General features: G+C 67.2%; 24 protein-coding genes. 17 read left to right on the top strand and 7 right to left on the bottom strand.

The window, feature by feature from the left end; genetic code table 11:
* The first annotated feature begins 138 nt into the window (after positions 1–138).
* The 16 genes from rpsB to KX816_09520 all read left to right on the top strand — a co-directional run bounded on the left by rpsB (position 139) and on the right by KX816_09520 (position 18,327).
* Positions 139–1,050: a 30S ribosomal protein S2 gene (gene rpsB / locus KX816_09445; protein ID QXQ08167.1), complete on the top strand. Its 912-nt coding sequence runs from the start codon at positions 139–141 to the stop codon at positions 1,048–1,050.
* A 108-nt stretch (positions 1,051–1,158) separates the two neighbouring features.
* A complete protein-coding gene (gene tsf, locus KX816_09450) occupies positions 1,159–2,088 on the top strand; it encodes a translation elongation factor Ts (protein ID QXQ08168.1) in 930 nt (309 codons plus the stop codon).
* Positions 2,089–2,206: 118 nt separating this feature from the next.
* Complete coding sequence (gene pyrH / locus KX816_09455) at positions 2,207–2,920, top strand: UMP kinase (protein QXQ08169.1); 714 nt, start codon at positions 2,207–2,209, stop codon at positions 2,918–2,920.
* A 1-nt stretch (position 2,921) separates the two neighbouring features.
* On the top strand, positions 2,922–3,491 hold the full coding sequence (gene frr / locus KX816_09460) for a ribosome recycling factor (protein QXQ08170.1): 570 nt from the start codon (positions 2,922–2,924) through the stop codon (positions 3,489–3,491).
* Positions 3,488–4,234, top strand: coding sequence for an isoprenyl transferase (locus tag KX816_09465; protein QXQ08171.1), 747 nt, complete (start codon positions 3,488–3,490; stop codon positions 4,232–4,234). The genes frr and KX816_09465 overlap by 4 nt, the downstream gene beginning before the upstream one ends.
* Before the next feature lie 25 nt (positions 4,235–4,259).
* The gene (locus KX816_09470) at positions 4,260–5,033 is read left to right on the top strand and encodes a phosphatidate cytidylyltransferase (GenBank protein ID QXQ08489.1); all 774 of its coding nucleotides are present in this window, start codon (positions 4,260–4,262) and stop codon (positions 5,031–5,033) included.
* Positions 5,030–6,193, top strand: a complete 1,164-nt coding sequence (locus KX816_09475) for a 1-deoxy-D-xylulose-5-phosphate reductoisomerase (protein QXQ08172.1) — start codon at positions 5,030–5,032, stop codon at positions 6,191–6,193. The genes KX816_09470 and KX816_09475 overlap by 4 nt, the downstream gene beginning before the upstream one ends.
* A gap of 5 nt (positions 6,194–6,198) precedes the next feature.
* Positions 6,199–7,329: an RIP metalloprotease RseP gene (gene rseP, locus KX816_09480; protein QXQ08490.1), complete on the top strand. Its 1,131-nt coding sequence runs from the start codon at positions 6,199–6,201 to the stop codon at positions 7,327–7,329.
* Positions 7,330–7,417: 88 nt separating this feature from the next.
* Complete coding sequence (gene bamA, locus KX816_09485) at positions 7,418–9,985, top strand: outer membrane protein assembly factor BamA (GenBank protein ID QXQ08491.1); 2,568 nt, start codon at positions 7,418–7,420, stop codon at positions 9,983–9,985.
* 8 nt (positions 9,986–9,993) lie between these two features.
* Positions 9,994–10,560, top strand: a complete 567-nt coding sequence (locus KX816_09490) for an OmpH family outer membrane protein (GenBank protein QXQ08173.1) — start codon at positions 9,994–9,996, stop codon at positions 10,558–10,560.
* On the top strand, positions 10,472–11,062 hold the full coding sequence (fabZ, locus tag KX816_09495; GenBank protein QXQ08174.1) for a 3-hydroxyacyl-ACP dehydratase FabZ: 591 nt from the start codon (positions 10,472–10,474) through the stop codon (positions 11,060–11,062). The genes KX816_09490 and fabZ overlap by 89 nt, the downstream gene beginning before the upstream one ends.
* Positions 11,063–11,535: 473 nt before the next feature.
* A complete protein-coding gene (locus tag KX816_09500; GenBank protein QXQ08175.1) occupies positions 11,536–11,976 on the top strand; it encodes a MerR family DNA-binding transcriptional regulator in 441 nt (146 codons plus the stop codon).
* Between the two features lie 45 nt (positions 11,977–12,021).
* Positions 12,022–13,848, top strand: coding sequence for an acyl-CoA dehydrogenase C-terminal domain-containing protein (locus tag KX816_09505; protein ID QXQ08176.1), 1,827 nt, complete (start codon positions 12,022–12,024; stop codon positions 13,846–13,848).
* A gap of 90 nt (positions 13,849–13,938) precedes the next feature.
* The gene (locus tag KX816_09510) at positions 13,939–15,150 is read left to right on the top strand and encodes an acetyl-CoA C-acetyltransferase (protein ID QXQ08177.1); all 1,212 of its coding nucleotides are present in this window, start codon (positions 13,939–13,941) and stop codon (positions 15,148–15,150) included.
* Between the two features lie 125 nt (positions 15,151–15,275).
* The gene (locus tag KX816_09515) at positions 15,276–17,465 is read left to right on the top strand and encodes an enoyl-CoA hydratase/isomerase family protein (GenBank protein ID QXQ08178.1); all 2,190 of its coding nucleotides are present in this window, start codon (positions 15,276–15,278) and stop codon (positions 17,463–17,465) included.
* A 25-nt stretch (positions 17,466–17,490) separates the two neighbouring features.
* The gene (locus KX816_09520) at positions 17,491–18,327 is read left to right on the top strand and encodes a metallophosphoesterase (protein QXQ08179.1); all 837 of its coding nucleotides are present in this window, start codon (positions 17,491–17,493) and stop codon (positions 18,325–18,327) included.
* A 6-nt stretch (positions 18,328–18,333) separates the two neighbouring features.
* On the opposite strand, the gene cysK is transcribed toward KX816_09520, so the two are convergent.
* Positions 18,334–19,254 carry a cysteine synthase A gene (gene cysK, locus KX816_09525; protein ID QXQ08180.1) on the bottom strand — a complete coding sequence of 307 codons (921 nt, stop codon included), beginning with the start codon at positions 19,252–19,254 and terminating at the stop codon, positions 18,334–18,336.
* Positions 19,251–20,579, bottom strand: coding sequence for an MFS transporter (locus KX816_09530; GenBank protein ID QXQ08181.1), 1,329 nt, complete (start codon positions 20,577–20,579; stop codon positions 19,251–19,253). The genes cysK and KX816_09530 overlap by 4 nt, the downstream gene beginning before the upstream one ends.
* A gap of 377 nt (positions 20,580–20,956) precedes the next feature.
* Between KX816_09530 and KX816_09535 the strand changes: the two genes are divergently transcribed.
* Positions 20,957–21,415 carry a PEPxxWA-CTERM sorting domain-containing protein gene (locus tag KX816_09535; GenBank protein ID QXQ08182.1) on the top strand — a complete coding sequence of 153 codons (459 nt, stop codon included), beginning with the start codon at positions 20,957–20,959 and terminating at the stop codon, positions 21,413–21,415.
* 49 nt (positions 21,416–21,464) lie between these two features.
* On the opposite strand, the gene KX816_09540 is transcribed toward KX816_09535, so the two are convergent.
* The 5 genes from KX816_09540 to KX816_09560 all read right to left on the bottom strand — a co-directional run bounded on the left by KX816_09540 (position 21,465) and on the right by KX816_09560 (position 26,794).
* Positions 21,465–23,741 (bottom strand): UvrD-helicase domain-containing protein, encoded by a 2,277-nt coding sequence (locus KX816_09540; protein ID QXQ08183.1) that lies wholly within the window; start codon positions 23,739–23,741, stop codon positions 21,465–21,467.
* A 95-nt stretch (positions 23,742–23,836) separates the two neighbouring features.
* Positions 23,837–24,346 (bottom strand): PEPxxWA-CTERM sorting domain-containing protein, encoded by a 510-nt coding sequence (locus KX816_09545; protein ID QXQ08184.1) that lies wholly within the window; start codon positions 24,344–24,346, stop codon positions 23,837–23,839.
* Positions 24,347–24,498: 152 nt separating this feature from the next.
* Entirely contained in the window at positions 24,499–25,035 is a 537-nt protein-coding gene (locus tag KX816_09550) for a hypothetical protein (GenBank protein ID QXQ08185.1), read from the bottom strand.
* Positions 25,032–25,616, bottom strand: a complete 585-nt coding sequence (rsmD, locus tag KX816_09555) for a 16S rRNA (guanine(966)-N(2))-methyltransferase RsmD (protein QXQ08186.1) — start codon at positions 25,614–25,616, stop codon at positions 25,032–25,034. The genes KX816_09550 and rsmD overlap by 4 nt, the downstream gene beginning before the upstream one ends.
* Complete coding sequence (locus KX816_09560; protein ID QXQ08187.1) at positions 25,613–26,794, bottom strand: pseudouridine synthase; 1,182 nt, start codon at positions 26,792–26,794, stop codon at positions 25,613–25,615. Before KX816_09560 ends, rsmD begins: the two co-directional genes overlap by 4 nt.
* Positions 26,795–26,866 lie beyond the last annotated feature (72 nt).

The following is a 26,866-nucleotide window of genomic DNA, read 5'->3' on the forward strand; positions in this document are numbered from 1 at the left end:
CGGGAGCCTTGACCCGCCGCCCCACCTCGGCTAACCGCGCCGCTCTCGAAAACCCCACGCAGGGGCAACCCATCCGGTGCCGGGCGCAAACCCGTTCACCCCCTGCGGCGGTATAACCGGATAGAGGAGAACGATACCATGGCAACTCCCGTTGTCTCGATGGCGCAGCTGCTTGAGGCAGGCGCCCACTTCGGCCACCAGACGCACCGCTGGAACCCGAAGATGAGGCCTTACATTTTCGGCGACCGCAACGGCGTGCACATCATCGACCTGTCCCAGAGCGTGCCGCTGTTCGCGCGTGCTCTCGATTTCGTTCGCGCCACCGTCCAGGCCGGCGGCAAGGTCCTTTTCGTCGGCACCAAGCGCCAGGCGCAGGACCCCATCGCCGAGGCTGCCAACCGGTCGGGTCAGTTCTACGTCAACCACCGCTGGCTCGGCGGCATGCTGACCAACTGGAAGACGATCAGCGGCTCGATCAAGCGCTTCAAGCAGATGGAGGAGCAGCTTTCGGGCGACACCACCGGCCTGACCAAGAAGGAAATCCTCAAGCTCACCCGTGAGCGCGACAAGTTCGAGCTGTCGCTCGGCGGCATCCGCGACATGGGTGGCTTGCCCGACGTGATCTTCGTGATCGACGTCAACAAGGAAGAGCTCGCGATCAAGGAAGCCAACGTCCTCGGCATTCCGGTCGTCGCCATCCTCGACACCAACACCGACCCGTCGGGCATCGCTTTCCCGGTTCCGGGCAACGACGACGCCAGCCGCGCCATCCTGCTGTACTGCAACGCCATCGCCGACACCGTCATCGATGCGCGCACCGGCCGCCAGGCGAGCCAGGGCATCGACATCGGTGCGATGGACGCACCGCCGGCCGAGACCTTCGCCGCACCCGAGCCGGTGTCGGCCGACCCGCTGCCGACGACGATGGTCGAAGCGCTGGGCGAAGTCGGCGTGCACGTCGCCGAGCCGGCGAACCTCGTTCTCGAGACCCCGCCGGTTGTCGAGGCTGCGGTTGCCGCCGATGCGCCTGCCGAAGACGCCGCAGCGTAACAAAACATCGTCATCCCGGCGCACGCCGGGACCCATCACCCGCATTTCGAGAGATGGGTCCCGGCTTTCGCCGGGATGACGCCGCTTATTCGAATAAGGACAACGACCATGGCCGAGATCACCGCCAGCATGGTGAAGGACCTCCGCGACCGTACCGGCGCGGGCATGATGGACTGCAAGAAGGCACTGTCCGAGACCGCCGGCGAGATGGAGCCGGCCGTCGACTGGCTGCGCACCAAGGGCCTTGCTGCCGCCGCCAAGAAGGCCGGGCGCACCGCCGCTGAGGGCCTCGTTGGCGTTGCCGTTTCGGGCACCCGCGGCGCTGCGGTCGAGGTCAATTCCGAGACCGACTTCGTCGCCAAGAACGAGCAGTTCCAGGGCTTCGTCAAGACCGTCACCGACATCGCGCTGGCGAGTGGCGACGACTTGGCAGCGCTTGCCGCCGCGCCCTATCCCGGCAGCACCGGCAGCGTGCAGGACCAGTTGACTCACAACATCGCGACGATTGGCGAGAACCAGTCGCTGCGCCGCGCCAAGCTGATCGAGGTCAACCAGGGCATCGTCGTCAGCTATACCCACAATGCGATCACCCCGGGCCTCGGCAAGATCGGCGTGCTCGTCGGGCTCGAGTCGGAGGCGGATGCGTCGGCGCTCGAGGCGCTCGGCCGCCAGATCGCGATGCACATCGCCGCCGCCAACCCGCTGGCGCTGGACGAGAACGGCCTCGATGCCGAGACCGTCGAGCGTGAGCGCAACATCGCCCGCGAGAAGGCCATTGCCAGCGGCAAGACCCCCGAGATCGCCGAGAAGATGATCGAGGGCGGCGTCCGCAAGTATCGCCAGGAGAACAGTCTGCTCACCCAGGTGTTCGTCATCGACGGCAAGTCGAAAGTCGGGGATGTCGTTGCCGCTGCCGCCAAGGCAGCGGGAAAGCCGATCGTCGTCACCGAGTTCGTCCGGCTCCAGCTTGGCGAAGGCATCGAGCGCGACGAGAAGGACTTTGCCGCCGAGGTCGCCGCTGCAGCCGGACAGGCTTGAAAATAACCTCCGCCGGTTCGGGTTTCACGGGCCGGTGGGGGATGACGGCGCGCAATTATGGCCTTAGGACAGGTCTGAATGGCGTTCGGGTCGCGTCATAAAAGGGAAAGCCCGACACATGCCTGAGCGATTCCGGCGCATCTTGCTTAAATTGTCGGGCGAAGCCCTTATGGGCTCGGGATCTTTCGGGATTGATCCGCTAGAGACCTCGCGCATCGCCGGCGAAGTCAAGCTGGCGCGCGATGCCGGCTTCGAGCTGTGCGTCGTGGTCGGCGGCGGCAATATCTTCCGTGGCCTGTCCGCCGAGAAGGCCGGCTTCGACCGTGCCAATGCCGATTACATGGGCATGCTGGCGACGGTGATGAACGCGCTGGCGGTTCAGAACGCGCTCGAGAAGCTCGGCGTCGACACCCGCGTCCAGTCGGCGATCCCGATGCCGAGCGTCTGCGAGCCCTACATTCGCCGCCGCGCCGAGCGCCACCTCGAGAAAGGGCGGATCGTGATCTTTGCCGCCGGCACCGGCAATCCATACTTCACCACCGACACCGGCGCGGCGCTCCGTGCCGCCGAGATGAAGTGCGATGCGTTGTTCAAGGGCACCAGCGTCGACGGCGTCTACGATGCCGACCCGAAGAAGGTGCCGGGCGCCAAGCGTTACGAGGAGGTGAGCTTCTCCAAGGTGTTGGCGGACGACCTCAAGGTTATGGATGCAAGCGCGGTGTCGATGTGCCGCGACAACGACATACCGATCGTGGTCTTCAACATCCGCGAGGAGGGCAATCTGGCGCGGGTATTGGCGGGCGACGGCGTCTCGACGATGGTAAGGAACTAGGATGGCGGATTTCGACCCTGCGGCCTTCAAGACCGATCTCGACCGCCGGATGGCGGGTGGCCTCGACGCGCTCAAGCACGACCTCGGCGGGCTGCGCACCGGGCGCGCCTCGGTGTCGTTGCTCGATCCGGTCCAGGTCGAGGTCTACGGCTCCAACATGCCGCTGAACCAGTTGGCGACGGTGAGCGCGCCGGAATCGCGGATGCTGTCGGTGCAGGTCTGGGACAAGTCGAGTGTCAATGCCGTCGACCGCGCCATCCGCGCCGCGGGGCTCGGTCTCAACCCGATCGTCGACGGCACGACATTGCGCCTGCCGATCCCCGACCTGACCGAGGAACGCCGCAAGGAACTCGCCAAGCTCGCCAGCAAGTACGCCGAGGCCGCCCGCATCGCGGCGCGCAACGTCCGCCGCGACGGCATGGAGACGCTGAAGGCGGCCGAGAAGAAGGGCAAGATCAGCCAGGACGACCAGAAGCGCCTCGAGACCGAGGTCCAGAAGCTGACCGACAAGTCGGTCGCCGACATCGATGCGACCAGCGCCGCCAAGGAAAAGGAAATCCTCGGCAAGTGAGCGTCGCGCGCGCCAGCACTTCGGGGGTCGGCTCGACCCGGGCCGTCAAAGCCGGTTCCGAAACCGGGGCGCGCCACGTTGCGATCATCATGGACGGCAATGGCCGGTGGGCGAAGTCACGTCACCTGCCGCGCGTCGCCGGGCACCGCGCCGGGGTCGAAGCGGTCCGCAAAGTCGTCGAGGCTGCGCCTGATCTCGGCATCCAGTTTCTGACGCTCTACGCCTTCAGCTCCGAGAACTGGAAGCGCCCGGCCGACGAGGTCGGTGACCTGATGGGCCTGCTCCGCCACTACATACGCAGCGAGATCGCCGAACTCGACGGCAACGGTGTCCGCCTGATGTTCATCGGCAACTACAAAGCGTTGAAGCCCGATCTTGTCGCGATGCTCGAGGATGCCAAGCGCCGGACCGAGCACAACACCGGGCTGACCCTGGCGATCGCGCTCAATTACGGCGGGCAGGATGAGATCGTCCGGATGGCGAAGGCGCTCGCCGCCGAGGTCGCTCCGGACGCCATCGACGCCGCCGCAATCGAGGCGCGTCTCGACACCGCCGGCATGCCCGCCCCCGACCTGGTGGTGCGCACTTCGGGCGAGCAGCGGCTGTCGAATTTCCTGCTGTGGCAGGCCGCTTATGCCGAATTCGTCGTCACTGAGCGGCTGTGGCCTGACTTCGACGGAGCCGCGCTTGCCGAGGTCGTCGCCGAGTTCGCAACCCGGGAGCGTCGATTTGGCGGACGCTAGCGCGCTGCCCGGCGGCGGCAGTCGGATGACCGCCCGGGTCCTGACCGGGGTGGTGCTGATCGCCGTCGCGCTCGCCGCGGTCTGGGCTGGCGGGCTGGTGTTCAGCGCGCTGGTCGCGGTCGCGGTGCTGCTGATGTTCGCCGAATGGTCGGTGATGCACGATATCAGCCGGCGTTTCCGCCTCGCCGGCCTCGCCATCGTTGGCGCCTCTATCTTCTTCGCGATCTACGCGGCCGTCGACCGGGCGCTGCTCGTGGCCGTCGGCGGCGCGATCCTGCTCGGCATCTTCGCGCGTGGCTACGACCGCCAGCGCGCGGCCTGGATCGCGGGTGGCGTCCTGTATTGCGCGCTCCCCGGCATCGCGCTGATCGTATTGCGCGGCCTGCCTGGCGGTCTCGAACTGACTGCTTGGACACTCGCCATCGTCTGGGCGACCGACATCTTCGCGTTTTTCGCCGGACGCACCATCGGCGGCCCGAAGCTCGCCCCTGCGCTCAGCCCGAACAAGACCTGGGCGGGTCTGGCAGGCGGTGCGATCGGTGCGGCATTGACCTCGTACATCGTCGCAAGGATCGCCGGCATCTCGCTGGCATTGTTCGATTATGCTCTGATAGCGGGCCTTGTTCTCGCGGTTGTCGCGCAGGGCGGTGATCTGTTCGAAAGCTGGATGAAAAGATTGACTGGCCTCAAGGACTCCGGACGCTTGCTGCCCGGCCACGGCGGTATCCTCGACCGGCTCGACGGGCTCGTCCCGGTGGCGATCATCGTCGCGCTCGGCGCCGTGGCGATCCCACGATGAGCCCGCGTGGCATCACCGTGCTTGGCAGCACCGGCTCGGTCGGCAAGTCGACGCTCGACCTGCTCCAGCGCGCGCCGCAGGACTGGCGCGTCGACGCCCTGACCGCGAACCGCGACGTCGAGGGCCTCGCCGCCCAGGCGCGCGCCGTCGGAGCGCGCATCGCCGTCGTCGCCGACGAGAGTGCCTACGCCGACCTCAAGGCCGCGCTTTCAGGCAGCGGCATCGAGGCGGCCGCCGGCACCGCAGCCGTGCGCGACGCCGCCGCGGGTGATTCCGACATCGTACTGACCGCTATCGTCGGGGCGGCTGGCCTCGGCCCGACGATGGCGGCCGTGGAGCGCGGCGCGACCGTCGCCATCGCCAACAAGGAGACCTTGGTCTGCGCGGGTGATCTCGTCACCTCGACCGCGGCACGCACCGGCGCGACGCTGCTGCCCGTCGACAGCGAGCACAATGCGATCTTCCAGTGCTTCGACCACGAGCGCCCCGAGCGGGTCGCGCGGGTCATCCTGACCGCAAGTGGCGGGCCGTTCCGCACCGCGACCCACGCCGAGATGCGCGACGCGACCGTGGCGCAGGCCTGCAAGCACCCGGTCTGGTCGATGGGCGCCAAGATTTCGGTCGATTCCGCGACGCTGATGAACAAGGGGCTCGAACTGATCGAGGCGCACCACCTGTTCCCGGTGACCGCGTCGCAGCTCGAGGTGCTCGTTCATCCCCAGTCGGTGATCCACAGCCTGGTCGAGTACATCGACGGCTCGGTACTGGCGCAGCTCGGCACGCCCGACATGCGGACGCCCATCGCCTATACGCTGGCGTGGCCCGAGCGGATGGCGACGCCGTCGGCGCGCCTCGACCTCGCCGCGATCGGCAGCCTGACTTTCGAGGCCCCGGATTTCGAGCGTTTCCCGGCGCTTGGGCTGGCGTGGGACGCGCTCAGGGCAGGGGGCGCGGCGCCCTGTATCCTCAATGCCGCCAACGAGATTGCCGTCGCCGCGTTCATCGCCGGTCAAGTGTCTTTCCTCGATATCGCCGCAATCGTGGGGGAAACACTCGAACGGCTATCGGTCGGCCCGTGTGGATCGCTCGAGGAAGTCATCGCGGTAGACGGCGCAGCACGCGCGGCAGCAAGAGCCGCCATCGGACGGAGGCTCCACTGACGACGCTGGCGCAACCCGGACTGCCCTTCACGGTCGGCGTGTTCCTGTGCGTCATCGGCGTGCTCGTCTTCATTCATGAGGGCGGCCACTATCTGGTGGCGCGCTGGTGCGGTGTTCGCGCCGAGACTTTCGCGATCGGTTTCGGGCGTCCTATTGCCAGTTGGACCGACAAGCGTGGCACGCGCTGGCAGATCGGCTGGTTGCCCCTGGGCGGCTATGTGAAGTTCGCCGGCGACGCCAACGAGGCGAGCCAGCCTCGCACCGACATCGATGACATACCCGTGGCCGAGCGCGCCGGTCTGTTCCATTTTGCACCGTTGTGGGCGAAGGCCGCGATCACCGTCGCCGGTCCGCTGACCAACATGCTGTTCGCGATCCTGATCTACGTCGGGTTCTTCGTCACCTACGGCGCCCCGACCACACCCTCGGTGGTCGGCAAGCTCGATCCTGCCGGGCGGGCTGCGGCGGCGGGTGTGCTGCCCGGCGACCGCATCGTCGCTGTCGACGGGGCGCGGGTCGAGCGCTTCGACGAGCTGATCACCCACACCGCGTCCTCGGTCGGCGGCCCGCTGGTGCTGCGCATCGAGCGCGCCGGATCGATCCGGGTGATCGAGCTCACGCCGCGCGTAAGCCTCGAGAACGACGGCTTCGGCAACCAGGTCAGGGTCGGTCGCCTGGGGATTTTCAGCGGCCGTGTGCGCTATGAACAATTGCCGATGTGGCGCGCCATTCCCGAGGCAGTCTCGCATACCGGGACGGTGATCCGGTCGCAGGCGATCGGGTTGTGGCAGATCGTCAGCGGCCAGCGTTCGGTGAAGGAGATGGGCGGTCCGGTGAAGATGGCGCAGCTGACGGGGCAGGTCGCCTCGGTCGGTTGGCCGAATCTGATCGAACTGGTGGCTTTGATCTCGATTAATCTCGGTTTCATCAATTTGCTGCCCGTACCGATGCTGGACGGCGGCCATCTGTTCCTCTACGCGCTCCAGGCGGTGCGCCGACGACCGCTCGCGGCACGCGTCCAGGAATGGGCGTTCCTGTCGGGTTTCGCGGTGCTCGTGTCGCTGATGGTCTTGCTGACCTGGAACGATCTCGGGTCGATCGGGGTGTGGAAGCACCTGACCGGACTGCTCGGCTGAGGGGGTCCCTGAAGGGGTCTCGGCTGGGCGGTAAATGAAGCGACGGGGTTGAAGGGCGGGATAGCGCGTGAGTCATTTGTCTGGGTCGATGCTGCCGCGCCGGCTGGCCCCCATCTTGCTGCTCGGCACGGCTTTGGCCGGCATGCCGGCGTTCGCGCAGGACCCGGCACCGCCGGCGCCCGGCGCTGTCGCTGCGCCTGCGACCGAGGCACCGGCCGCCGTATCGGCGGTGAGCAGCACCGTGCGCGCTATCATCGTGCGCGGCACCGAGCGGCTCGAGCCCGAGACGGTGCGTTCGTATATCGAGCTCAATCCGGGTGACGCCTACGACCGCGAGCGCCTCGATAAGGCGCTGAAGGACCTCTACGCCAGCGAACTGTTCGCCGACGTCACCATCCGTGACGACGCGGGTACGCTGATCGTCGAGGTCAAGGAAAACCCGGTCATCAACCGGATCGTCATCGAGGGCTCGAAGCGGGTCAAGGAAGACAAGATCCGCGAAGAAATCCGCGTCGCGCCGCGCCAGATCTTCACTCGGTCCAAGGCCCGCGCCGATGTTGCGCGAATCCTCGAGCTGTACCGCCGCTCGGGGCGCTTTGCCGCCTCGGTCGAGCCCAAGATCATCCAGCTCGACCAGAACCGCGTCGACCTGGTGTTCGAGATCAACGAGGGTGCCAAGTCCAAGGTCCGCCAGATCAACATCCTGGGCAATTCCAAGTTCAAGGACGGCCAGCTGCGCGCCTCGATGGCAACGCGGCAGGCGCGGCCGTGGCGCTTCTTCGCCTCGAACGACACCTACGACCCCGACCGGCTGGCCTATGACCAGCAGAAGTTGCGCCAGTTCTACCTGACCCAGGGCTATGCCGACTTCCGCGTCGTCTCATCGACGGCGGAGCTGACGCCGGACCGCAAGGACTTCATCGTCACCTACGTCGTCGACGAGGGCGAGCGCTACAAGTTCGGGCGCATCGAGCTGGACAGCCAGATCCGCGACATCAAGGACAAGGAGTTCAAGCCGCTCATCAAGATCACGCCGGGCGACTGGTACAACGCCCAGAAGATCGAGACGACGGTCGACACCCTGTCGGAAACCGCGGGCCTGCTCGGCTACGCGTTCGCCGAAGTCCGCCCGCAGTTCGACCGCGACAAAGAAAAGCGCGAGATGAACGTGACCTTCGCGATCAACGAAGCGCCGCGCGTCTACGTCGAGAAGATCAACATCAACGGCAACACGCTGACCCGCGACAGCGTCATCCGCCGCGAGTTCCGGCTCGGCGAGGGTGACGCCTTCAACAGCTTCAAGGTCAAGCGGACCCGCGACCGCATCCAGGGCCTCGGCTTCTTCCAGGAGAAGTTCGACATCGAGCAGAAGCCCGGCTCGGCCCCCGACAAGGTCATCCTCGAGGCCAACGTCCAGGAGAAGCCGACCGGTGAGCTCCAGGTTTCCGCCGGTTTCTCGAGTCTCGAGCGCTTCATCCTCAGCCTGTCGATCCGCCAGCGCAACTTCCGCGGGCTCGGCCAGGAGTTGCGCGCGTCCGCAAACATCTCGAGCTACTCGAAGTCTGTCGAGCTCGGCTTCACCGAGCCGTATCTGTTCGGACGCAACCTCGCGCTCGGCGTCGACCTGTTCCGCCGCGACTACAATTCGTTCCAGTACACCGGCAACGGCAACGACCGTAAGACGACCTATTCGCAGACTACGACCGGCGGGCAGGCGCGCGTCGGCTTCCCGATCACCGAGTTCTGGGCCGCGTCGTTCCGCTATGGCCTGAGCCAAGACAAGATCTCGCTGGACGCGCAGTACAACGATCCGGCCACCGGCAAGTGCAGCCCGCTGATCGCAGGCCGTTACCTGTGCGACTCGATCGGCAACCGGACGACGTCGTCGGTCGGCTACAGCATCATCTTCGACAACCTCAACAACCGCCTGCGCCCGAGCGCCGGCCAGCGGATGACGTTCAGCCAGGACTTCGCCGGCGTCGGCGGCGGCGTCCAGTACCTGCGCTCGCGCGGTACCTACGACCATTATTGGGCGCTGTTCGGCAGCGGCTTCATCCTCAACCTGGGCGGCGAGGCCGGCTACATCTGGGGCTACGGCAAGGACCCGGGCAACGGCATCGACAAGATCCGCATCAACGACCGCTTCTTCCTTGGCGAGCCCGAACTGCGCGGCTTCGGCATCCGCGGCGTCGGCCCGCGGGTCATCCGCCGCTTGCTCGATGCGACCGGGACTGTGCTGCTGGACAACAACAGCAAGACCGACGACGCCATCGGTGGCCGCGCGTTCTACCGGGCCCGCGCCGAGGTGCAGATTCCGCTCGGCGCGGCCGGGGCGGAGCTGGGCTTGCGACCGTCGGTGTTCGTCGACACAGGTGCCGTGTTCGGCGTCAAGTCGCCGACCCTTACCTGCCAGCAACCGGCGGCGACGGCGACGCAACTTCCGGCATCGCTCAACTGCGCGGCAAACACCGCCGGGGCGTCGGGATTCCAGGAGTTCTTCCTGGGCAATTCGGCGAAGCCACGTGTCTCGGTTGGTGCCGGCGTGTCCTGGAATTCGCCGTTCGGGCCGTTCCGCTTCGACGTCGCGAAGGCGCTCGTAAAACAGCCGGGCGACAACACCAAGATCTTCCAATTCAACGTAGGGACTCAATTCTAATGACTAACATGCTGAAAGCCGTGGCATTCGCCACGGCGATGCTCGCCGCTCCGGTCGTCGCGCAGACACTGCCGCCGGCGGTCATCGTGATCGTCGACATGGACCAGGTGTTCCAGACGTCGACTGCCGGCAAGCAGGCCGCCGCCGAGCTCAAGACCCGCGCCGACGGTATCCAGGCGCGCGTCCAGTCGCTCCGCACCCAGTACGGCACCGAAGAGCAGAACCTCCAGAAGAGCGCCCCGCCGCAGACCGCGACGCCGGCGATCATCGCCGCCTTCCAGGCGAAGGTTAAGGACTACCAGACCCGCCGCCAGCGGGACGAGGCCGATCTCGAGAAGCGCAACACCGACTTCCAGGCTTCGCGCCAGGCGGTGCTGAAGCAGATCAACGACGCCGCCCAGCCGCTCATCACCACGGTAATGCGCGAGCGCGGTGCCTCGATCGCCCTCGCCGAGGGTGCGACGCTGCAGCATTCGAATGCGATCGATGTCACCACCGACATCGTCTCGCGCCTCGACAAGTCGCTGCCGCGCGTCTCGACCGCGACGCCGGCCGCCGCCGCTCCTGCCAAGTAAGGCAAACGGCGACGTGAACGACACGCCCGACACGTCGACTCCGCCTGGGATTAACCTGGGTGCAGTCGATGTGCGCGCGGTGATGGCGCTGATCCCGCATCGTTTCCCGATGCTGCTCGTCGACCGGGTCGAGGACATCGTCCCCGACAAGTCGGCGCGCGGCATCAAGGCGGTGACGATCAACGAGCCGTTCTTCGCCGGGCATTTCCCCGGCCGCCCGATCATGCCGGGCGTCCTGATCGTCGAGGCGCTGGCGCAAACCGCCGGCGTCCTCGCGATCAAGTCGATGAACCTCGAGGGTTCGAACAAGCTCGTCTATTTCATGGCGATCGAGGAGGCGAAGTTCCGCGCTCCCGTCGAGCCCGGCTGCTTGATGGAACTTCACGTCGAGTTTATCCAGCGCCGCGCCACCGTCTGCAAGTTCGCCGGGCGGGCCGTAATCAACGGCAAGACCGTTGCCGAGGCGAAGTTCACCGCGATGATCGCCGACGCTCCCGCCTGAGCCTTCCGGCGTTCCCGGTAATTTCCTTGACATTACGAACCTTTTCGGTTAGTCTTGGTGCTGGGTTTCGTATCCTTTGGTGAGGGCCCACCGGCGGACAGGGAGCGCTACCCTGGAACTCCGGTTACGCGTTCGCTGCATGGGCACCACGGGAAGCCGCCGCCGACAGGACACCACGCCGCCGATCCTGGCCTGTGAAGCCGGGATTGGGTGGCACCCTTCGAGTTTCAACACCAGCCGTTCCGTCGACGCCCGCCCCATGCAGCGATCACACGCCTCGCATTCAGCCTCGCGGCCCCACCCAGTTAGCGCCGGGCGGGAACCAGCCGGAGGCCGGACGGGCCAAGATTATCGCCCCCACGGTGTTGGAACACCGGAGGGGGCTTCGGCGCGCCCTGCAGCCTTCCCGAAGGCCGGCGCGGATCAAGCTCCAAGCTTGCACTTGACGTAAGCGTCAACTAAACTGTCCCTCCATGAACGATCACGTCCACGCCTTCGCCCACGCGCACGTTCCGGCCCATGCCGATGACGCTGAAACCTACACCATCACCGAGCTCGCGTCGGGCTTCAACGTCACCCCGCGCGCCATCCGCTTCTACGAGGACAATGGCCTGATCGCGCCCGAGCGGCAGGGGCAGAACCGGGTCTATTCCCGCCGCGACCGCGCCCGGCTGGCGTGGATCCTGCGCGCCAAGAATGTCGGCTTCAGCCTCGCCACGATCCGCGAGATGATCGACCTGTACGACGTCGGCGACGGCCGCGAGACCCAGCGCCGGGTGACTCTCGAAAAATGCCACGACCGCATCCTCGCGTTGCAGGAACAGCGTAACGATATCGACGCTACGATCGAAGAACTGCAGACATTCGTTGCGGTCGTCGAGAAGGAACTCGCCGACCACCCCGCGCAACACTAGGCCCGCGAAACACTAGGCCCCGCGAAACACTAGGACCGCCCACCGATGCCGAGCTACCGCGCGCCCGTGAAAGATACCGCCTTCGTCCTGTCGGCGATCGTCGGGCTCGACAAATATTCGAACCTGCCGGGCTTTGCCGACGCGACCCCAGACCTCGTCCAGGCGATCCTCGAGGAAGGCGCCAAGTTCTGCGAGAACGTGCTGGCGCCGCTCAATCTCAGTGGCGACCAAGAGGGTTGCACCCGCGCCGACGATGGTTCGGTGACGACGCCCAGGGGCTTCAAGGCCGCCTACGACCAGTTCGTCGAGAGCGGCTGGGGGACATTGACCGCGTCGCCCGAATACGGCGGCCAGGGCCTCCCTCATGTCGTCGGCACCGCGGTCGCCGAGTTCCTGTCGAGCGCCAACATGGCGTTCTCGATGTACCCGGGCCTGAACGAGGGCGCTCAGGCGGCGATCATGGCGGTCGGGTCCGACGCCCAGAAGCAGATGTACCTGCCGAACATGGTGCACGGCCGCTGGACCGGCACGATGAACCTGACCGAGCCCCAGTGCGGCACCGACCTCGGCCTGATCCGCACCCGCGCCGAGCCGCAGGATGACGGCACCCATAAGATCACCGGCACCAAGATCTTCATCTCGGCGGGCGAGCACGACCTCAACGACAACATCATCCACCTGGTGCTGGCGAAAACCACCGGCGCGCCCGACAACGTCAAGGGCATCTCGCTGTTCATCGTGCCCAAGTTCCTGGTCAACGCCGACGGCTCGCTGGGCGCGCGCAATGCCGTCAAGTGCGGCTCGATCGAGCACAAGATGGGCATCCACGGTAATTCGACCTGCCTGATGAACTACGACGGCGCCACCGGCTACCTCATCGGCGAGGAGATGAAGGGCCTGCGCGCGATGTTCATCATGATGAACGCGGCGCGCCTCGGCGTCGGCGTGCAGGGCCTCAGCCAGGGCGAAGTCGCCTACCAGAACGCCGCGATCTATGCCCGCGACCGGGTGCAGGGCAAGGCGCTCAGCGTGGCGGGCTCGGCCACGGTCGCGCCGGGCCCCGGTGCCGACGTGGTCGCCTCGAAGGCCGACCCGATCATCGTCCATGCCGACGTCCGCCGCATGCTGATGGACGGCCGCGCCTTCAACGAGGGTGCGCGCGCGCTGATCCTGTGGGGTGCGCTGCAGGTCGACCTCGCGCACAAGGCCGAGACGCCCGAGGAGCGGCAACTGGCCGACGACCTGATCGGGCTGCTGACCCCGGTCATCAAGGGCTATTGCACCGACAAGGGCTACGAGATCGCGACCAAGTCCCAGCAGGTCTATGGCGGCCACGGCTACATCGTCGAATGGGGCATGGAGCAGTTCGTCCGCGACGCGCGCATCGCCCAGATCTACGAGGGTACCAACGGCATCCAGGCGATGGACCTGGTCGGCCGCAAGCTGGCGATGAACGGCGGCCGGGGGCTGCGCGCGTATCTCGCGCTGGCGGGGCAGGCGGTCGCCGATGCCGCCGCCGATCCGCGCCTCGACGTGGTCGCCAAGCCGCTGGAGAAGGCGCTCGGCGAGCTGCAGACGGCGACGATGTGGCTGATGCAGAACGGCATGGCGAACCCGAACAACGCCGGGGCCGGGGCGGCCGCGTACCTCGACATCCTCGGCATCGTCAGCCTCGGCCACATGTGGCTGCTGATGGCGAAGGCCTCGCACGAGGCGATCGACGCCGGCACCACCGACCGCGAGTTCTACGACGCCAAATTGATCACCGCGCGTTACTACGCCGAGCGCTATTTCCCCGATGCGGGGGCGTTGCGGCGGAAGCTCGAGGCGGGCAGCGAAGCCATGATGGCGTTGCCCGCCCATTTGTTTTGACCGTCATCCCGGCGAAAGCCGGGACGCAATCGATGCGGAATAGGTCCCGGCTTTCGCCGGGATGACGAAACGAGAAGTAGGAGATCGACCATGGCCGAAGCCCTGATCTACGATGCCGTCCGCACGCCCCGCGGCAAGGGCCGCAAGGACGGCGCGCTCCACGAAATCAGCCCGATCCAGCTCGCGACTCAGGTCCTCCAGGCGATCCGCGACCGCACCGGCATCGACACCGCCGATGTCGACGACGTTGTGCTCGGCTGCGTCGCTCCCGTCGGCGAGCAGGGCAGCGACATCGCGCGCGTCGCCGTCCTCAACGCCGACTATGCGGAGACCGTCGCCGGCGTGCAGATCAACCGCTTCTGCGCTTCTGGGCTCGAGGCCGTGAACATGGCCGCCGCCAAGGTCATCTCCGGCGAAGCGATGTTCGCCATCGGCGGCGGCGTCGAGAGCATGTCGCGGGTGCCGATGGGGGCCGACGGCGGCGCCTGGGCGATGGACCCGGCGGTCGCCTACAAGACCTATTTCACCCCGCAGGGCATCGGCGCCGACCTGATCGCGACCAAGTGGGGCTTCAGCCGCGCCGACGTCGATGCCTACGCCGTCGAGAGCCAGAAGCGCGCCGCCCGTGCCTGGAGCGAGGGTCGCTTCAAGAACTCTGTAATCGGCGTCAAGGACGTTATCGGCGAGGTCGTGCTGGCCCATGACGAGCACATGCGCCCGCAGACCAACATGCAGTCGCTCGGCAGCCTCAACCCGGCGTTCGAGGCGATCGGCGAGGGCATGCCCGGCTTCGACGCCATCGCCCTGATGCGCTATCCCGAGATCGAGAAGATCAACCACGTCCACCACGGCGGCAACTCGAGCGGCATCGTCGACGGCGCGTCGGCGGTCCTCGTCGGCAACCGCGAGATGGGCGAGAAATACGGCATCAAGCCGCGGGCCCGCATTCTCGGTATGGCCTCGATCGGCTCCGAGCCGACGATCATGCTGACCGGCCCGAGCTTCGTCACCGAGAAGGTCCTGAAGCGCCTCGGCATGACCACCGCCGACATCGACCTGTTCGAGCTGAACGAGGCGTTCGCGAGCGTCGTGCTGCGCTACATGCAGGCGATGAAGATCGATCACGATAAGATCAACGTCAACGGCGGCGCCATCGCGATGGGGCATCCGCTGGGGGCGACCGGCGGCATGATCCTTGGCACGGTGCTCGACGAGCTGGAGCGCACCGGCAAGTCGACCGCGCTGGTGACGCTGTGCGTCGGTGCCGGGATGGGCACCGCGACGGTGATCGAGCGGATCTGATTTACTTCACCCCTCCCCATCAGGGAGGGGCCGGGGGTGGGGACTTGAGGCGGAGATGACGCCCGTACTCCCCACCCCTAACTCCTCCCCTGAAGGGAAGGGGGACCAAGATAGAAGGGCCACAAATGACCGACACCGCCATCCGCTCAGAGCTCGACGCCGACGGTATCCTGCTGCTCACTATCGACGTGCCGGGCCTTTCGATGAACGTCATCACCCCGCAGGTCACCATCGACCTGACCGCCGCGATCGAGCGGTTGAAGACCGACCCCGAGGTCAAGGGCGCGGTGCTGACCAGCGGCAAGGCGTCGGGCTTCATGGCGGGTGCCGACCTCAAGGGCATGGGCGGCATGACCGGCGGCGGGCGCGGCGACGCTGACGGCAAGTCGCGGATGGCCCGGCTGTTCGACAACGTCTACGGCCTCAACAAGATGCTCCGCGCGCTGGAGACCTGCGGCAAGCCGGTCGCGGCGGCGATCAACGGCCTCGCGCTCGGCGGCGGGCTCGAGTTCACGCTGGCGTGCCACTACCGGGTCGTCGCCGACAATCCGAAGATCCAGCTCGGCCTGCCCGAAGTCTTGGTCGGCCTGTTCCCCGGCGCTGGCGGCACGCAGCGGCTGCCGCGCCTGATGGGCGTGCAGCCGGCGCTGATGTACCTTCTGCAGGGCAAGAGCATGAGCCCGCAGGAAGCGCTCGGCCTCGGTGTCGTCCACGCGGTCGTGCCGGCGGACCAACTCGTCCAGGCCGCCAAGGACTGGGTCAAGGCCAACCCGACCAAAAGTGTGCAGCCGTGGGACGAGAAGAGCTTCAAGTTCCCCGGCGGTGTCGGGCAGTTCAATCCGGGCTTCGCGCAGACCTTCATGGCCGGCACCGCGATGACCGCCAAGACCACCAACCACAATATGAACGCCCCGATCACGATCCTGTCCGCGGTCTACGAGGGCTCGCAGCTGCCGATGGACACGGCGCTGAAGCTCGAGAGCAAGTACATGGCGAAGCTGGTGAGTGACCCGCAGGCCGGCAACATGATCCGCTCGCTGTTCGTCTCCAAGCAGGCGGCGGAGAAGGGCGCGCGGCGTCCCAAGGGCGTCGCTGCGGCTCCGGTCAAGAAGCTCGGCATGCTCGGCGCGGGGCTGATGGGCGCGGGCGTCGCGATGGTCAGCGCGCAGGCGGGCATCGAGGTCGTGCTGCTCGACCGCACCGTCGAGAATGCCGAGAAGGGCAAGCAGTACACCGCCGACAGGCTGGCCAAGAAGCGCACCAGCCCGGAGAAGACTGCCGAGTTGCTGGCGCGCATCCACCCGACCGCGGACTATGCCGATCTCGCGGGCTGCGACCTGATCATCGAGGCGGTGTTCGAGACGCGCGACATCAAGGCGGGCGTCACCAAGGCCACCGAGGCCGTCGTCGGTGCCGACACGATCTTCGGCTCGAACACCTCGACGCTGCCGATCACCGGGCTCGCCGAGGCATGGTCGAAGCCCGCCAATTTCATCGGCATCCACTTCTTCTCGCCGGTCGAGAAGATGCCGCTGGTCGAGATCATTGTCGGCAAGCAGACCGGGCCCGAGGCCATCGCGAAGGCGCTCGACTATGTCGCGCAGATCCGCAAGACGCCGATCGTCGTCAACGATTCCCGTGGTTTCTACACCTCGCGCTGCTTCGGCACCTATATCCAGGAGGGCCTGGCGCTGCTCAGCGAGGGCGTCACGCCGGCGTTGATCGAGAACGTCGGCAAGCACATGGGGATGCCGGTCGGCCCGCTCGCGGTCAACGACGAGGTCGGGCTCGACCTGTCGTACAAAGTCGGCCAGCAGACCAAGGCCGACCTCGGCGACAAATACGTCGAGCAGCCCGGCATCGTCGTCATCGAGACGATGCATGAACTCGGACGCCTCGGGCGCAAGAATTCCAAGGGGTTCTACGTCTATCCTGAAGCGCCGGGTAAGAAGTACCTCTGGCCCGAATTGTCGGCGACTGTCGCCGGTGGCGGCGAGCATCACCAGCCAACCCCCGAGGCGGTCCGCGAGCGACTCCTGTACCGGCAGCTCGTCGAGTGCGCGCGGTGCTTTGCCGAAGGTGTGCTTGAGACGCCGCAGGACGGCGACCTCGGCGCGATCTTCGGCTGGGGCTTCGCGCCGTTCACCGGCGGGCCGTTCAGCCACATGGACACGCTCGGGCTGGCCAACGTCGTCGCCATCCTCGACGGCCTGGCGCAGCGTCACGGTGAGCGTTTCACCCCGCCGCAGCTGCTGCGCGATATGGCGGCGCGCGGCGAAACCTTCTACGGGCAGGCCATGAAGGCGGCTGCCTGAGGCTCGCCACCCCGGGGTGCCCCGAATGAAGCTGCTGCGGATACTGGCGACGGTGCTGATGCTCGTCGCCGGCCTTGTGCTGGCCCTCGTTGTCTATGGCTATTACGAGGCGACACGCGATCCAGTCGTAGCCCATTATTCGGTCGGGTTTGCTAAGTGGCCGGCGGGCGCGCCGCCGCTTCGTGTAGTCCAGCTCACGGACATCCACGTCGCGTGGCCCGACATGCCGCTCAGCCGGGTCGCGCGCATCGTCGACCAGGTCAACGCGCTCCATCCCGACCTCGTCGTCATCACCGGGGACTTCGTCGGCGGCAAGCTGTGGGACCGCCAGGTCGCCAACTTCGACGAGGCGCTGGTGCCCCTGGTCAAGCTTTGCGCGCGCTACGGCGTCATCGCGGTACGGGGTAATCACGACAGCCCTTATTGGACGCCGATCGTCTTTGCGCGGACGCCGATCCGGATGCTGCAGAACCGCTGGATTTCGGTGGGGCCGATCACGGTCGCAGGCGTCGACGACCCGACCAGCCTGCACAATCCGGTGACCGACGCGCGGCTGGCGGTGGCGGGTGCGCCGACCGATCGCCCGCTGGTCCTGCTGTCGCACGTCCCCGACTTTTTCCAGTGGATCCCGCGCTCGGTCGACCTGCTGATCTGCGGCCACACCCACGGCGGCCAGATCGTGCTCCCGCTGCTCGGGACGCGGAGCACCGGCGGCGTGTTCAACGACCACCACCTACGCGGGCTGTTCAGCGAGCACGGCCAGCGCATGATCGTCTCGTCGGGCCTCGGCACCTCGATGGTACCGCTGAGGATCGGCGTGCCGCCCGAGGTCGCGATGATCACCCTCGGGCCGCAACGCTAGGCCGGCTTACTCCGTCGGCAGGAAGTCCGGGACCGACAAATAGCGCTCGCCGGTATCGTAGTTGAAGCCGAGCACGCGCGCCCCGGCGGGCAGCTCGGGCAGCTTCTGGGCGATGGCCTGCAGGGTCGCGCCGCTCGAGATGCCGACCAGCATGCCTTCCTCGGCCGCGGCCCGCAGCGCCATCTTCTTGGCGTCCGCGGGGTCGACCTGGATGACGCCGTCGAGCAACTGCGTGTGCAAATTGGCGGGGATGAAGCCCGCGCCGATGCCCTGGATGGCGTGCGGCCCGGGCTGGCCGCCCGAGATCACCGGCGACAGCGTCGGCTCGACTGCGAACACCTTCATTTCGGGGAAGTGGGGCTTCAGCGCCTGCGCGACGCCGGTGATGTGGCCGCCAGTGCCGACGCCGGTGATAAGCGCGTGCGGCGGGCTGTCGGCAAAGTCGGCAAGGATTTCCTGCGCCGTGGTGCGGACGTGGACGTCGATGTTGGCGGGGTTCTCGAACTGTCCCGGCGTCCAGGCGCCCGGCGTCGCGGCGACGATCTCGGCGGCGCGCTCGATGGCACCCTTCATGCCCTTCTCGCGCGGGGTCAGGGCAAAGCTGGCGCCATAGGCCAGCATCAGGCGGCGGCGCTCGAGCGACATCGATTCGGGCATGACCAGCACGAGCTTGTAGCCCTTGACTGCCGCCACCATCGCCAGACCGATGCCGGTGTTGCCGCTGGTCGGCTCGACGATGGTGCCGCCGGGCTTCAACGAGCCGTCGGCCTCCGCGGCCTCGACCATCGCCAGCGCAATGCGATCCTTGATCGACCCGGCAGGGTTGGCACGCTCCGACTTGATCCAAACCTCGGCGTCGGGGAACAGCTTCGACATCCGGATGTGCGGGGTGTTGCCGATAGTGGCGAGGATATTTGCAGCTTTCATCGTGTCGCTCCGGCTTCACATTGTTCGTCGGCAATAGCGGCTTTGGCGGCAGGATTCGAGTCGGGCGGGGCCACGAAGCGGTCGGCCTTGCGGAGCTGCGGAAAACCCCACGCCCAGATGACGGTGACCAGCACCGCACCGATGCCGCCGAGCACGACCGCCTCGACCGGGCCGAGCCATGCTGCGGTCAGGCCACTTTCGAACTCGCCCAGCTCGTTCGAAGCGGAGATGAACAGCATCGACACCGCCGACACCCGGCCGCGCATATGGTCGGGAGTGTGGAGCTGGATCAGCGACGAGCGTACGTAGACCGACATCATGTCGGCGGCCCCCAGCACGAACAGTGCGCCGAGCGACAGATAAAGGTTCACCGACAGGCCGAAGACGATGGTAGCAAGGCCGAACACCCCGACGCAGGCGAACATGATGACGCCGACGTTGCGGCTCAATGGCTTGCGGGTCAGGAACAGCGCGGTCAGCGCGGCCCCGGCGGCGGGCGCGGCGCGGAGCGGGCCGAGGCCCTCGACGCCAACGTGCAGCACGTCGCGCGCGAACACCGGCAGCATCGCGGTGGCGCCGCCGAGCAGCACCGCGAACAGGTCGAGGCTGATCGCGCCGAGAACGATCTTGTTGCGCCGAACGTAGCCGAGGCCCTCGACGGTCTGCGCCCAGGGTGACAATTCGGAGCGCGGCGGGCGCGGCACCGGTCCGATCAGCATCAGCGCGACGAACGATCCCGCGAACAGCACCGCCGCGACGAGATAGGGTGCCGCGCTGCTGGCGGCGAACAGGAACGCGCCGAGGGGCGGCCCAAGCACCGCTCCGGTCTGCCAGCCGATCGAGTTCCACGCGATCGCGGTCGGCAGCATCGCGCGCGGCACCAGGTTCGGGGCGAGTGCCTGGAGCGACGGGCCCGCGAACGCGCGGCCGACGCCGAGGAGCACCGCGACGGTGAACAGCGCCGGCAGGGTGACGGTACCGGTCAGCGACATGAACCCGAGCGCGCCGGCGCACAGCGTCTCGAGCGCGATCGCACCGCGCGCCAGGTAACGCCGATCGACCCGGTCGGCGACGTAGCCGACGACGAGCGTCAGCAGGAACAGCGGCAGGAACTGCGCCAGCCCGATCATCCCGAGCAGGAACGCCGCGTCCTTCGGCACCATCGTCTCGCGCGCGATCGCATAGACCTGCCAGCCGATGACGATGACCAGCATCATGCCGCCGATGGTCGACGCGAACCGCGCCAGCCAGAAGGCGCGGAAGTTCGGGATCGCGAAGGGGGAGGTCGGGGCGGCGGGGGCAGGGGAGGTTGGGACGGAGGCCATGCCCGGTGCTAGGGGGCGGGGCAGGGAAGGGCAAGCAAGCCCGCGTGTCCTCGGCGATAGCGACCCTATCCTGTCGGCGTGCGGGCGGCCCCACAGCGAGGCCGTGTTCAGACACGGCTTTCGAAATTGCAGCCGCTACCATCACCCGACATTTCTTTACGATTCCGAAATAAAGCTGATAGCTTTCTCTCCGCGAATGATCGATAGAAGCCAGGTTGTGTCGCTTTTGCGTAGAAAACACGCCGATTGGTTGGGGCCTGATCACCGGACCAGACTATCGGCCGCTTCCGAGAGGCATTTTAATGCGAACGCGCACTTTATTCTTGGTGGCCGCTGCGGCCACCCTATCCCTCGTCGCACCGGCGTCAGCGACTTTCGTGCTGGCGAATTCGGCAGGCGGCAACGGCTATGTCGGCCTCGGGCCGTCACCGTACCAGGTCACGCTTTATGGCTCGAACAATGGTGTCGCTCGCAACATCGTGACGTTCACCAATCTGGCGACCACGCCGCGTCTTTTCGTCGTCAACTATCGCTACCACACCGACGACACCGGCGGTGCCGCGTTCGACCGGGCCGGCGTCTTCATCAACGACATATTGTACGAATTCTCACCGGTCGAGTCCGACCCGGGCTTCACGTCCTACGGCAGCTTTACCTATGCGATTGCCGCTGGTGACAGCTACGGACTTTACATCAACAGCACGGACGGCGGTAACGGCGGTGCAACGCTGTCGCTCGGTGGCGTTCCGGAGCCCACCACCTGGGCCCTGCTGATCGCGGGCTTCGGCATGGTCGGCGTCACGATGCGCCGCCGGAACGCCGCGCTCGCGGCCTGATCCCCTTGCCCGTCATCCCGGCGAACGCCGGGATGACGGGCGTAGGTCCTCAGACCACTTCGATGAAGCTGTCCAGCACGCGCTTCTGGCCGGCCTTTTCGAAGTCGATCTCGAGCTTGTTGCCCTCGATCGCGGTCACCGCGCCGTAGCCGAATTTCGAGTGGAAGACCCGCGCGCCGATCGCCACGTCGGGCCGGCCCTTCATGCCGACTGAAACCGCGCTGGCGCGAGCCTCGATGACCGGGCCACCCCGTCCGGGGATGCCCGAGACACCGCTGCCCCTGGCGTTGAGGTACGAGGCGCGCTGCCAGCCCGGGCCGCGGCCGGTGCCCCGCTCGACATCTGCGAACGGGTCGCCGCCGCCGAGCGCGGCGCGCCACAATGACGGTCCGCCGCTCATCGTGCTGGTCACCTCGACGTTGTCCGCTGGCAATTCGCTGACGAAGCGCGAAGGGATCGAGCTTGTCCACTGGCCGTAGATGCGCCGGTTGGCGGCGTGATAGATCGTCGCCTGCCGCTTGGCGCGGGTGATCCCGACGTACGCAAGGCGGCGCTCTTCCTCAAGGCTGGCGTTGCCGCCTTCGTCGAGCGCGCGCTGCGAAGGGAATACGCCTTCCTCCCAGCCGACGAGGTTGACGTGGTCGAACTCCAGCCCCTTGGCGGCGTGGAGTGTCATGATGGTCAGGTATTCGGCCTCGTCGGACTGGTCGTTGTCCATGACCAGGCTGACATGCTCGAGGAAGCTGCTGAGCGATTCATACTCCTCCATCGCGCGCGTCAGCTCGGTGAGGTTCTCCAGTCGGCCATCGGCCTCGACGGTGCGCTGGGCCTGGTACATGCCGACCATGCCCGACTCCTCGATGATGATGCGCGCCAGCTCGGGGTGGGGCAGGGTGTCGACCTGGCCCCGCCACCGTGTCAGATCGGCGACGAAGTTGGCAAGCGCACGGCGGGCGGCGGCGGTCAGCTCGTCGGTCTCGATCAGCATCGCGGCCGCAGTCGACAGCGGCACGTCCCGCGCACGGGCGAGCGCGTGCAGGCTCGCCATCGCCTTGTCGCCGAGGCCGCGCTTGGGCAGGTTGACGATGCGCTCGAAGGCCAGCCCGTCATTCGGCGAGACGACGACGCGGAAATACGCCAGCGCGTCGCGGATTTCGGCGCGCTCGTAGAAGCGGAAGCCGCCGACGATCTTGTACGGCAGGCCGATCGCGATGAAGCGGTCCTCGAACTCGCGGGTCTGGAACTGGGCGCGGACCAGGATCGCCATGTCGTTGAGGCTGGCGCCCTGCCGCTGCAGGCGTTCCGCGCCCTCGCCGACGAGGCGGGCTTCCTCGGGGCCGTCCCAGACGCCGACGACCTTTACCGGGTCACCGAAGTTGCGCTCGGTCCAGAGCGTCTTGCCGAGGCGGCCGGAGTTCTTGTCGATCAGGCCGCCCGCAGCCGCCAGGATGTGCGGGGTGGAGCGGTAGTTCTGCTCGAGGCGGATGACCTTGGCACCCGGGAAATCCTGCTCGAAGCGCAGGATGTTGGCGACCTCGGCGCCGCGCCACGAGTAGATCGACTGGTCGTCGTCACCGACGCAGGCGATGTTCTTGCGCTCCTGCGCCAGCAGCCGCAGCCATAAATACTGGCTGACGTTGGTGTCCTGGTACTCGTCGACGAGGATGTACTTGAAGCGCCGCTGGTACTCGGCGAGCACGTCGGGGTGCTGCTGGAAGATCGTCAGCATGTGCAGCAGCAGGTCGCCGAAATCGCAGGCGTTGAGCTGGATCAGCCGCTCCTGGTAGCGCGCGTACAGCGCCGGGGCCTTGCCGTCGGCGTAGTCGCGGCCTTCGGTCGGCGGCAGCTGATCAGGCCGCCAGCCGCGGTTCTTCCAGCGATCGATCAGCCCCGCCAAACCTTTGGCCGGCCAGCGCTTTTCCTCGACCCCGGCCTCGCTGAGCACCTGCTTCAGCAGCCGCAACTGGTCGTCGGTGTCGAGGATGGTGAAATTGCTGTTGAGCCCGACCAGCGCCGCCTGCCGCCGCAGCATCTTCGCCGCAATCGCGTGGAAGGTTCCGAGGAACGGCATGCCCTCGACGACATCGCCGAGCAGCGCGCCCATTCGGTGCCGCATCTCGCGCGCTGCCTTGTTGGTGAACGTGACCGCCAGCACCTCCGACGGCCACGCCAGCCGGGTGAAGATGATGTGCGCGAGGCGGCTGGTCAGCGCGCGGGTCTTGCCGGTGCCGGCGCCCGCGAGGATCAGCACTGGACCCTCGGTGGTCAGCACGGCATCGCGCTGGGGGGCGTTCAATCCGTCGAGGTACGCGGGTTCGGCGGTCATGGCGGGGGCAGGGTGCACCGGGAACAGGTAAGGAACGCGGAGGCGTTTGTCACCTGCCCGGTGGAGTTGTTTCGGCCCTGCAATAGGCTGCTTCGTCAGACCGCGGCGGTCGCCGTCGTGCCGATGCGACGGCGGAGGGTGACGCCGGTGAGCCCGAAGCCGACGATCATCAGCGCCCAGCTGGCGGGCTCGGGTACCGTCGAGCCAGCGCCGCCATCCGACACCGCAGCGATGGTCAACGTGCTGCTGCCCGAGACGATGCTGGTCAATTGGTAGGTACCGGGCGTGAACATCGGGTTGTCGTTGGTGCCGGTGTAGAGAGCGGGCCCTGAAAACTGGGTGAAGCCGAGCGTCGTCCAGACGATGTTGAGGTCGGCGATGAACGATGTTGCGCTGAAATTGATCAGCGAGGCGGTCTGCGTCGTGCCGTCGAAGGTCCCGGTAACATTGGCGAAGTTGGTCTGGAAAAAGCTCGACGTGGCGTCCGCGGTGTCGAGCTGGAAGCTGGCATTGCGCGATCCGCTGAGATCGAAGCTGTAGACCGCGGCGCTCGCCGAGGAGACGGAAACGACCGCGGCAGCTGTAACAGCGAGAATCTTGAGCATTATGGCAACCCCTTGGCACGGCTTTCGGCGCGTTCGCCCAAGCCTTGCGTTAAGATACGTTGCCAAAAATCCATCGGTTGCGGCGGGTGCGAAACAGTTCGTCGAATATCAATGAGATGAGGACCGTGCCGAGCGGTCGCGGCGTGGCGATGTCAGCGGATCGGCACGACCGCTGGCGTCGCGACGCGGAGCGGGCCGGCGCGCACCATCAGGGCAGGCAGGCGGGCGAAGGCGAATTCCGCCGGTTTCACCGCTTCGACAATCAGGCGGAGCGGCGTCGCCGCGGCCCCGGAGGCGACCTTGATCGCGGCCTCGATAGCGCGGTCGGTGGGACGCGCCTCCGGGGGCATCGGCAGCAGCGGCGACTTGGAAAGCGCCTCGACGGCGACGCCGATCATCAGGTGCGCGAACAGCGGCAGGTCGGACTCGGCGGTGAGCAGCAGCGTCACTTCATAGGGCACCGTGGTCTCGCGGGCGCGGCGCGCGGGGGCGGCGTTCGCGGCGCTCGCATCGGGGTCGATGCCGACCATCCACAGCGTCAGGCCCTGCCCGGAAATCACCGAGTACGGCTGGACCTGGACCGCCGCAGGAAGCCCGGTCAGCTGCCAGCCGGGGTCGGCGACGAGCGCGTCGAACAGCATGTCGCGCAACGCGAGCGTGACCTGGCCGACCGCGATCGACAGGCTCACGGCGGCGTCACGGCAGGTGGTGCTTCGGCGGGCGCGGGTGCCTCGGGGCGGAGCAGGTGGATCGCCGCCTTGCCGTGGCGGCGGGTGACCTCGACGACATAGCCGGGGACTTCCAGCGCCTCCTTCGCCCCGGTCTCGACCGAGATCAGGGCGTGGGGAGCGATCCAGCCTTGCTCGTGAAGACGGGCGAGGGCGGCGGCGGCGAGGCCCTCGCCGTAGGGCGGGTCGAGGAGGATGAGGTCGCACGGCTGGCGGGACCGGCCGACCGTCGCCACCGAAGTCGCGGCGACGTCGGTCGCGGCCTCGGCCCCCAGCTTGGCGATGTTGGTGCGCAGGACCTTCACCGCATCGGCATCACTCTCGATGAAGCTGGCGTGCGCGGCACCCCGCGACAACGCCTCGAGGCCAAGCGCTCCGGTGCCGGCAAACACATCCGCCACGCGCAGGCCCTCGAAGCTGCCGAGGCGGCTGGTCAGCATCGAAAACAACGCCTCGCGGACCCGGTCGGCGGTGGGGCGGGTGGCGTCACCCGCAGGCGCGACGATCGCCCGGCCGCGCCATTTGCCCGCGATGATCCTCAAGTCCGGTCGGAGCTCTTGCCCAGACTCTTGCGGAGCGTGGCGATGGCATCGGCCGGGATCTCGTCGGCATCGCGCGGCGCCAGTTCGCCGAGCTCGAACGGCCCGTAGGCGGTTCGGATCAGGCGCGACACCTGCAGGCCGAGGAATTCGAGGACGCGGCGGATTTCGCGGTTCTTGCCCTCGGTCAGGCGCATCGTCAGCCACAGGTTCGCGCCGGTGCGGCGCTCGATGTCGGCATCGATCGGGCCGTAGCGCATGCCGTCGATGGTGATGCCCTCGATCAGCGATTCCAGCGCATTCTGGGAAATCTCGCCATAAGCGCGCACCCGGTAGCGGCGCGACACGGCGTTGACCGGCAGTTCGAGTGCGCGCTTCAGGCCACCGTCGGTGGTCATCAGCAGCAACCCTTCGGTGTTCATGTCGAGGCGGCCGACCGGGACCAACCGGGGCAGGCCCGGGGGCAGGGCATCGAAGATCGTCGGGCGGCCCCCGGGGTCGCGCGCGGTAGTCAGGAAGCCAGCCGGCTTGTGGAAGCGGAACAGGCGCGCGGCCTCGATCGGCTGGACTTCGCGGCCCTCGACGGTGATGCCGTCGAGCGTCGTGACGATGGTCGCCGGCGTCTCGAGGACCTTGCCGTGGAGGGAGATCTTGCCCTCCTCGATCATCCGCTCGATGTCGCGGCGGGAGCCGACGCCGGCGCGTGCGAGCAGCTTGGCGATGCGCTGGGGCTCGGCCTCGCCGGGCTTGAGGCCGGCGGCGGCGGTCGCGGCACGGACCTGGCCGCGGGCGCGGCGACCGGTCGGCATGTTGGGGTCGCGCGCGGCGGGCACCTTGGGCAGGCGGCCACCGGGAATGTGGCGGCGGACGTCGCGGGCATTGGTGCTGAGCTCGTTGAGTTCCAGGGCGCGGCCGAAGCGGGGTCCGGTCGCGGCTGGACGGCGGCGGTCACCGGCTGCTCCGGCTGCAGGGCGCGGGCCGAACGAGTTCGCGGGCGGGCGACCGCCTCCCGTGTTGGCGGGCGGGCGGCTGCCGCCGGCGCTGGCGGGAGAGCGCGCGCCGGGCGACTTGGCGGGGGGGCGGCCGGCGGGCGGGCGGGCTGGCGGGCGGTCCGAGCCGCGGCCGCCGGGTGGCCCGTCGGAGCCGCGGCCGCCGCTGCCGGGAGTACGTGGTGGTCTCATGCCATTGCCTTGGCGACATGAACGCAAAATGGCAAGTCGCGGCGTTGATTGTCATTCCGGCGAACGCCAGAA

It is taken from the genome of Sphingosinicellaceae bacterium, assembly GCA_019285715.1.
Taxonomy (GTDB): Bacteria; Pseudomonadota; Alphaproteobacteria; order Sphingomonadales; family Sphingomonadaceae; genus Glacieibacterium.

What these genes read in the sequence shown, in the direction of transcription:
- rpsB (QXQ08167.1), top strand. Translation starts at nt 139, where the DNA reads ATGGCAACTCCCGTTGTCTCGATGGCGCAGCTGCTTGAGGCAGGCGCC.
- tsf (QXQ08168.1), top strand. Translation starts at nt 1,159, where the DNA reads ATGGCCGAGATCACCGCCAGCATGGTGAAGGACCTCCGCGACCGTACC.
- pyrH (QXQ08169.1), top strand. Translation starts at nt 2,207, where the DNA reads ATGCCTGAGCGATTCCGGCGCATCTTGCTTAAATTGTCGGGCGAAGCC.
- frr (QXQ08170.1), top strand. Translation starts at nt 2,922, where the DNA reads ATGGCGGATTTCGACCCTGCGGCCTTCAAGACCGATCTCGACCGCCGG.
- KX816_09470 (QXQ08489.1), top strand. Translation starts at nt 4,260, where the DNA reads ATGACCGCCCGGGTCCTGACCGGGGTGGTGCTGATCGCCGTCGCGCTC.
- KX816_09475 (QXQ08172.1), top strand. Translation starts at nt 5,030, where the DNA reads ATGAGCCCGCGTGGCATCACCGTGCTTGGCAGCACCGGCTCGGTCGGC.
- bamA (QXQ08491.1), top strand. Translation starts at nt 7,418, where the DNA reads ATGCTGCCGCGCCGGCTGGCCCCCATCTTGCTGCTCGGCACGGCTTTG.
- KX816_09490 (QXQ08173.1), top strand. Translation starts at nt 9,994, where the DNA reads ATGCTGAAAGCCGTGGCATTCGCCACGGCGATGCTCGCCGCTCCGGTC.
- fabZ (QXQ08174.1), top strand. Translation starts at nt 10,472, where the DNA reads ATGTCACCACCGACATCGTCTCGCGCCTCGACAAGTCGCTGCCGCGCG.
- KX816_09500 (QXQ08175.1), top strand. Translation starts at nt 11,536, where the DNA reads ATGAACGATCACGTCCACGCCTTCGCCCACGCGCACGTTCCGGCCCAT.
- KX816_09505 (QXQ08176.1), top strand. Translation starts at nt 12,022, where the DNA reads ATGCCGAGCTACCGCGCGCCCGTGAAAGATACCGCCTTCGTCCTGTCG.
- KX816_09510 (QXQ08177.1), top strand. Translation starts at nt 13,939, where the DNA reads ATGGCCGAAGCCCTGATCTACGATGCCGTCCGCACGCCCCGCGGCAAG.
- KX816_09515 (QXQ08178.1), top strand. Translation starts at nt 15,276, where the DNA reads ATGACCGACACCGCCATCCGCTCAGAGCTCGACGCCGACGGTATCCTG.
- KX816_09520 (QXQ08179.1), top strand. Translation starts at nt 17,491, where the DNA reads ATGAAGCTGCTGCGGATACTGGCGACGGTGCTGATGCTCGTCGCCGGC.
- cysK (QXQ08180.1), bottom strand. Translation starts at nt 19,254, where the DNA reads ATGAAAGCTGCAAATATCCTCGCCACTATCGGCAACACCCCGCACATC.
- KX816_09530 (QXQ08181.1), bottom strand. Translation starts at nt 20,579, where the DNA reads ATGGCCTCCGTCCCAACCTCCCCTGCCCCCGCCGCCCCGACCTCCCCC.
- KX816_09540 (QXQ08183.1), bottom strand. Translation starts at nt 23,741, where the DNA reads ATGACCGCCGAACCCGCGTACCTCGACGGATTGAACGCCCCCCAGCGC.
- KX816_09545 (QXQ08184.1), bottom strand. Translation starts at nt 24,346, where the DNA reads ATGCTCAAGATTCTCGCTGTTACAGCTGCCGCGGTCGTTTCCGTCTCC.
- KX816_09560 (QXQ08187.1), bottom strand. Translation starts at nt 26,794, where the DNA reads ATGAGACCACCACGTACTCCCGGCAGCGGCGGCCGCGGCTCCGACGGG.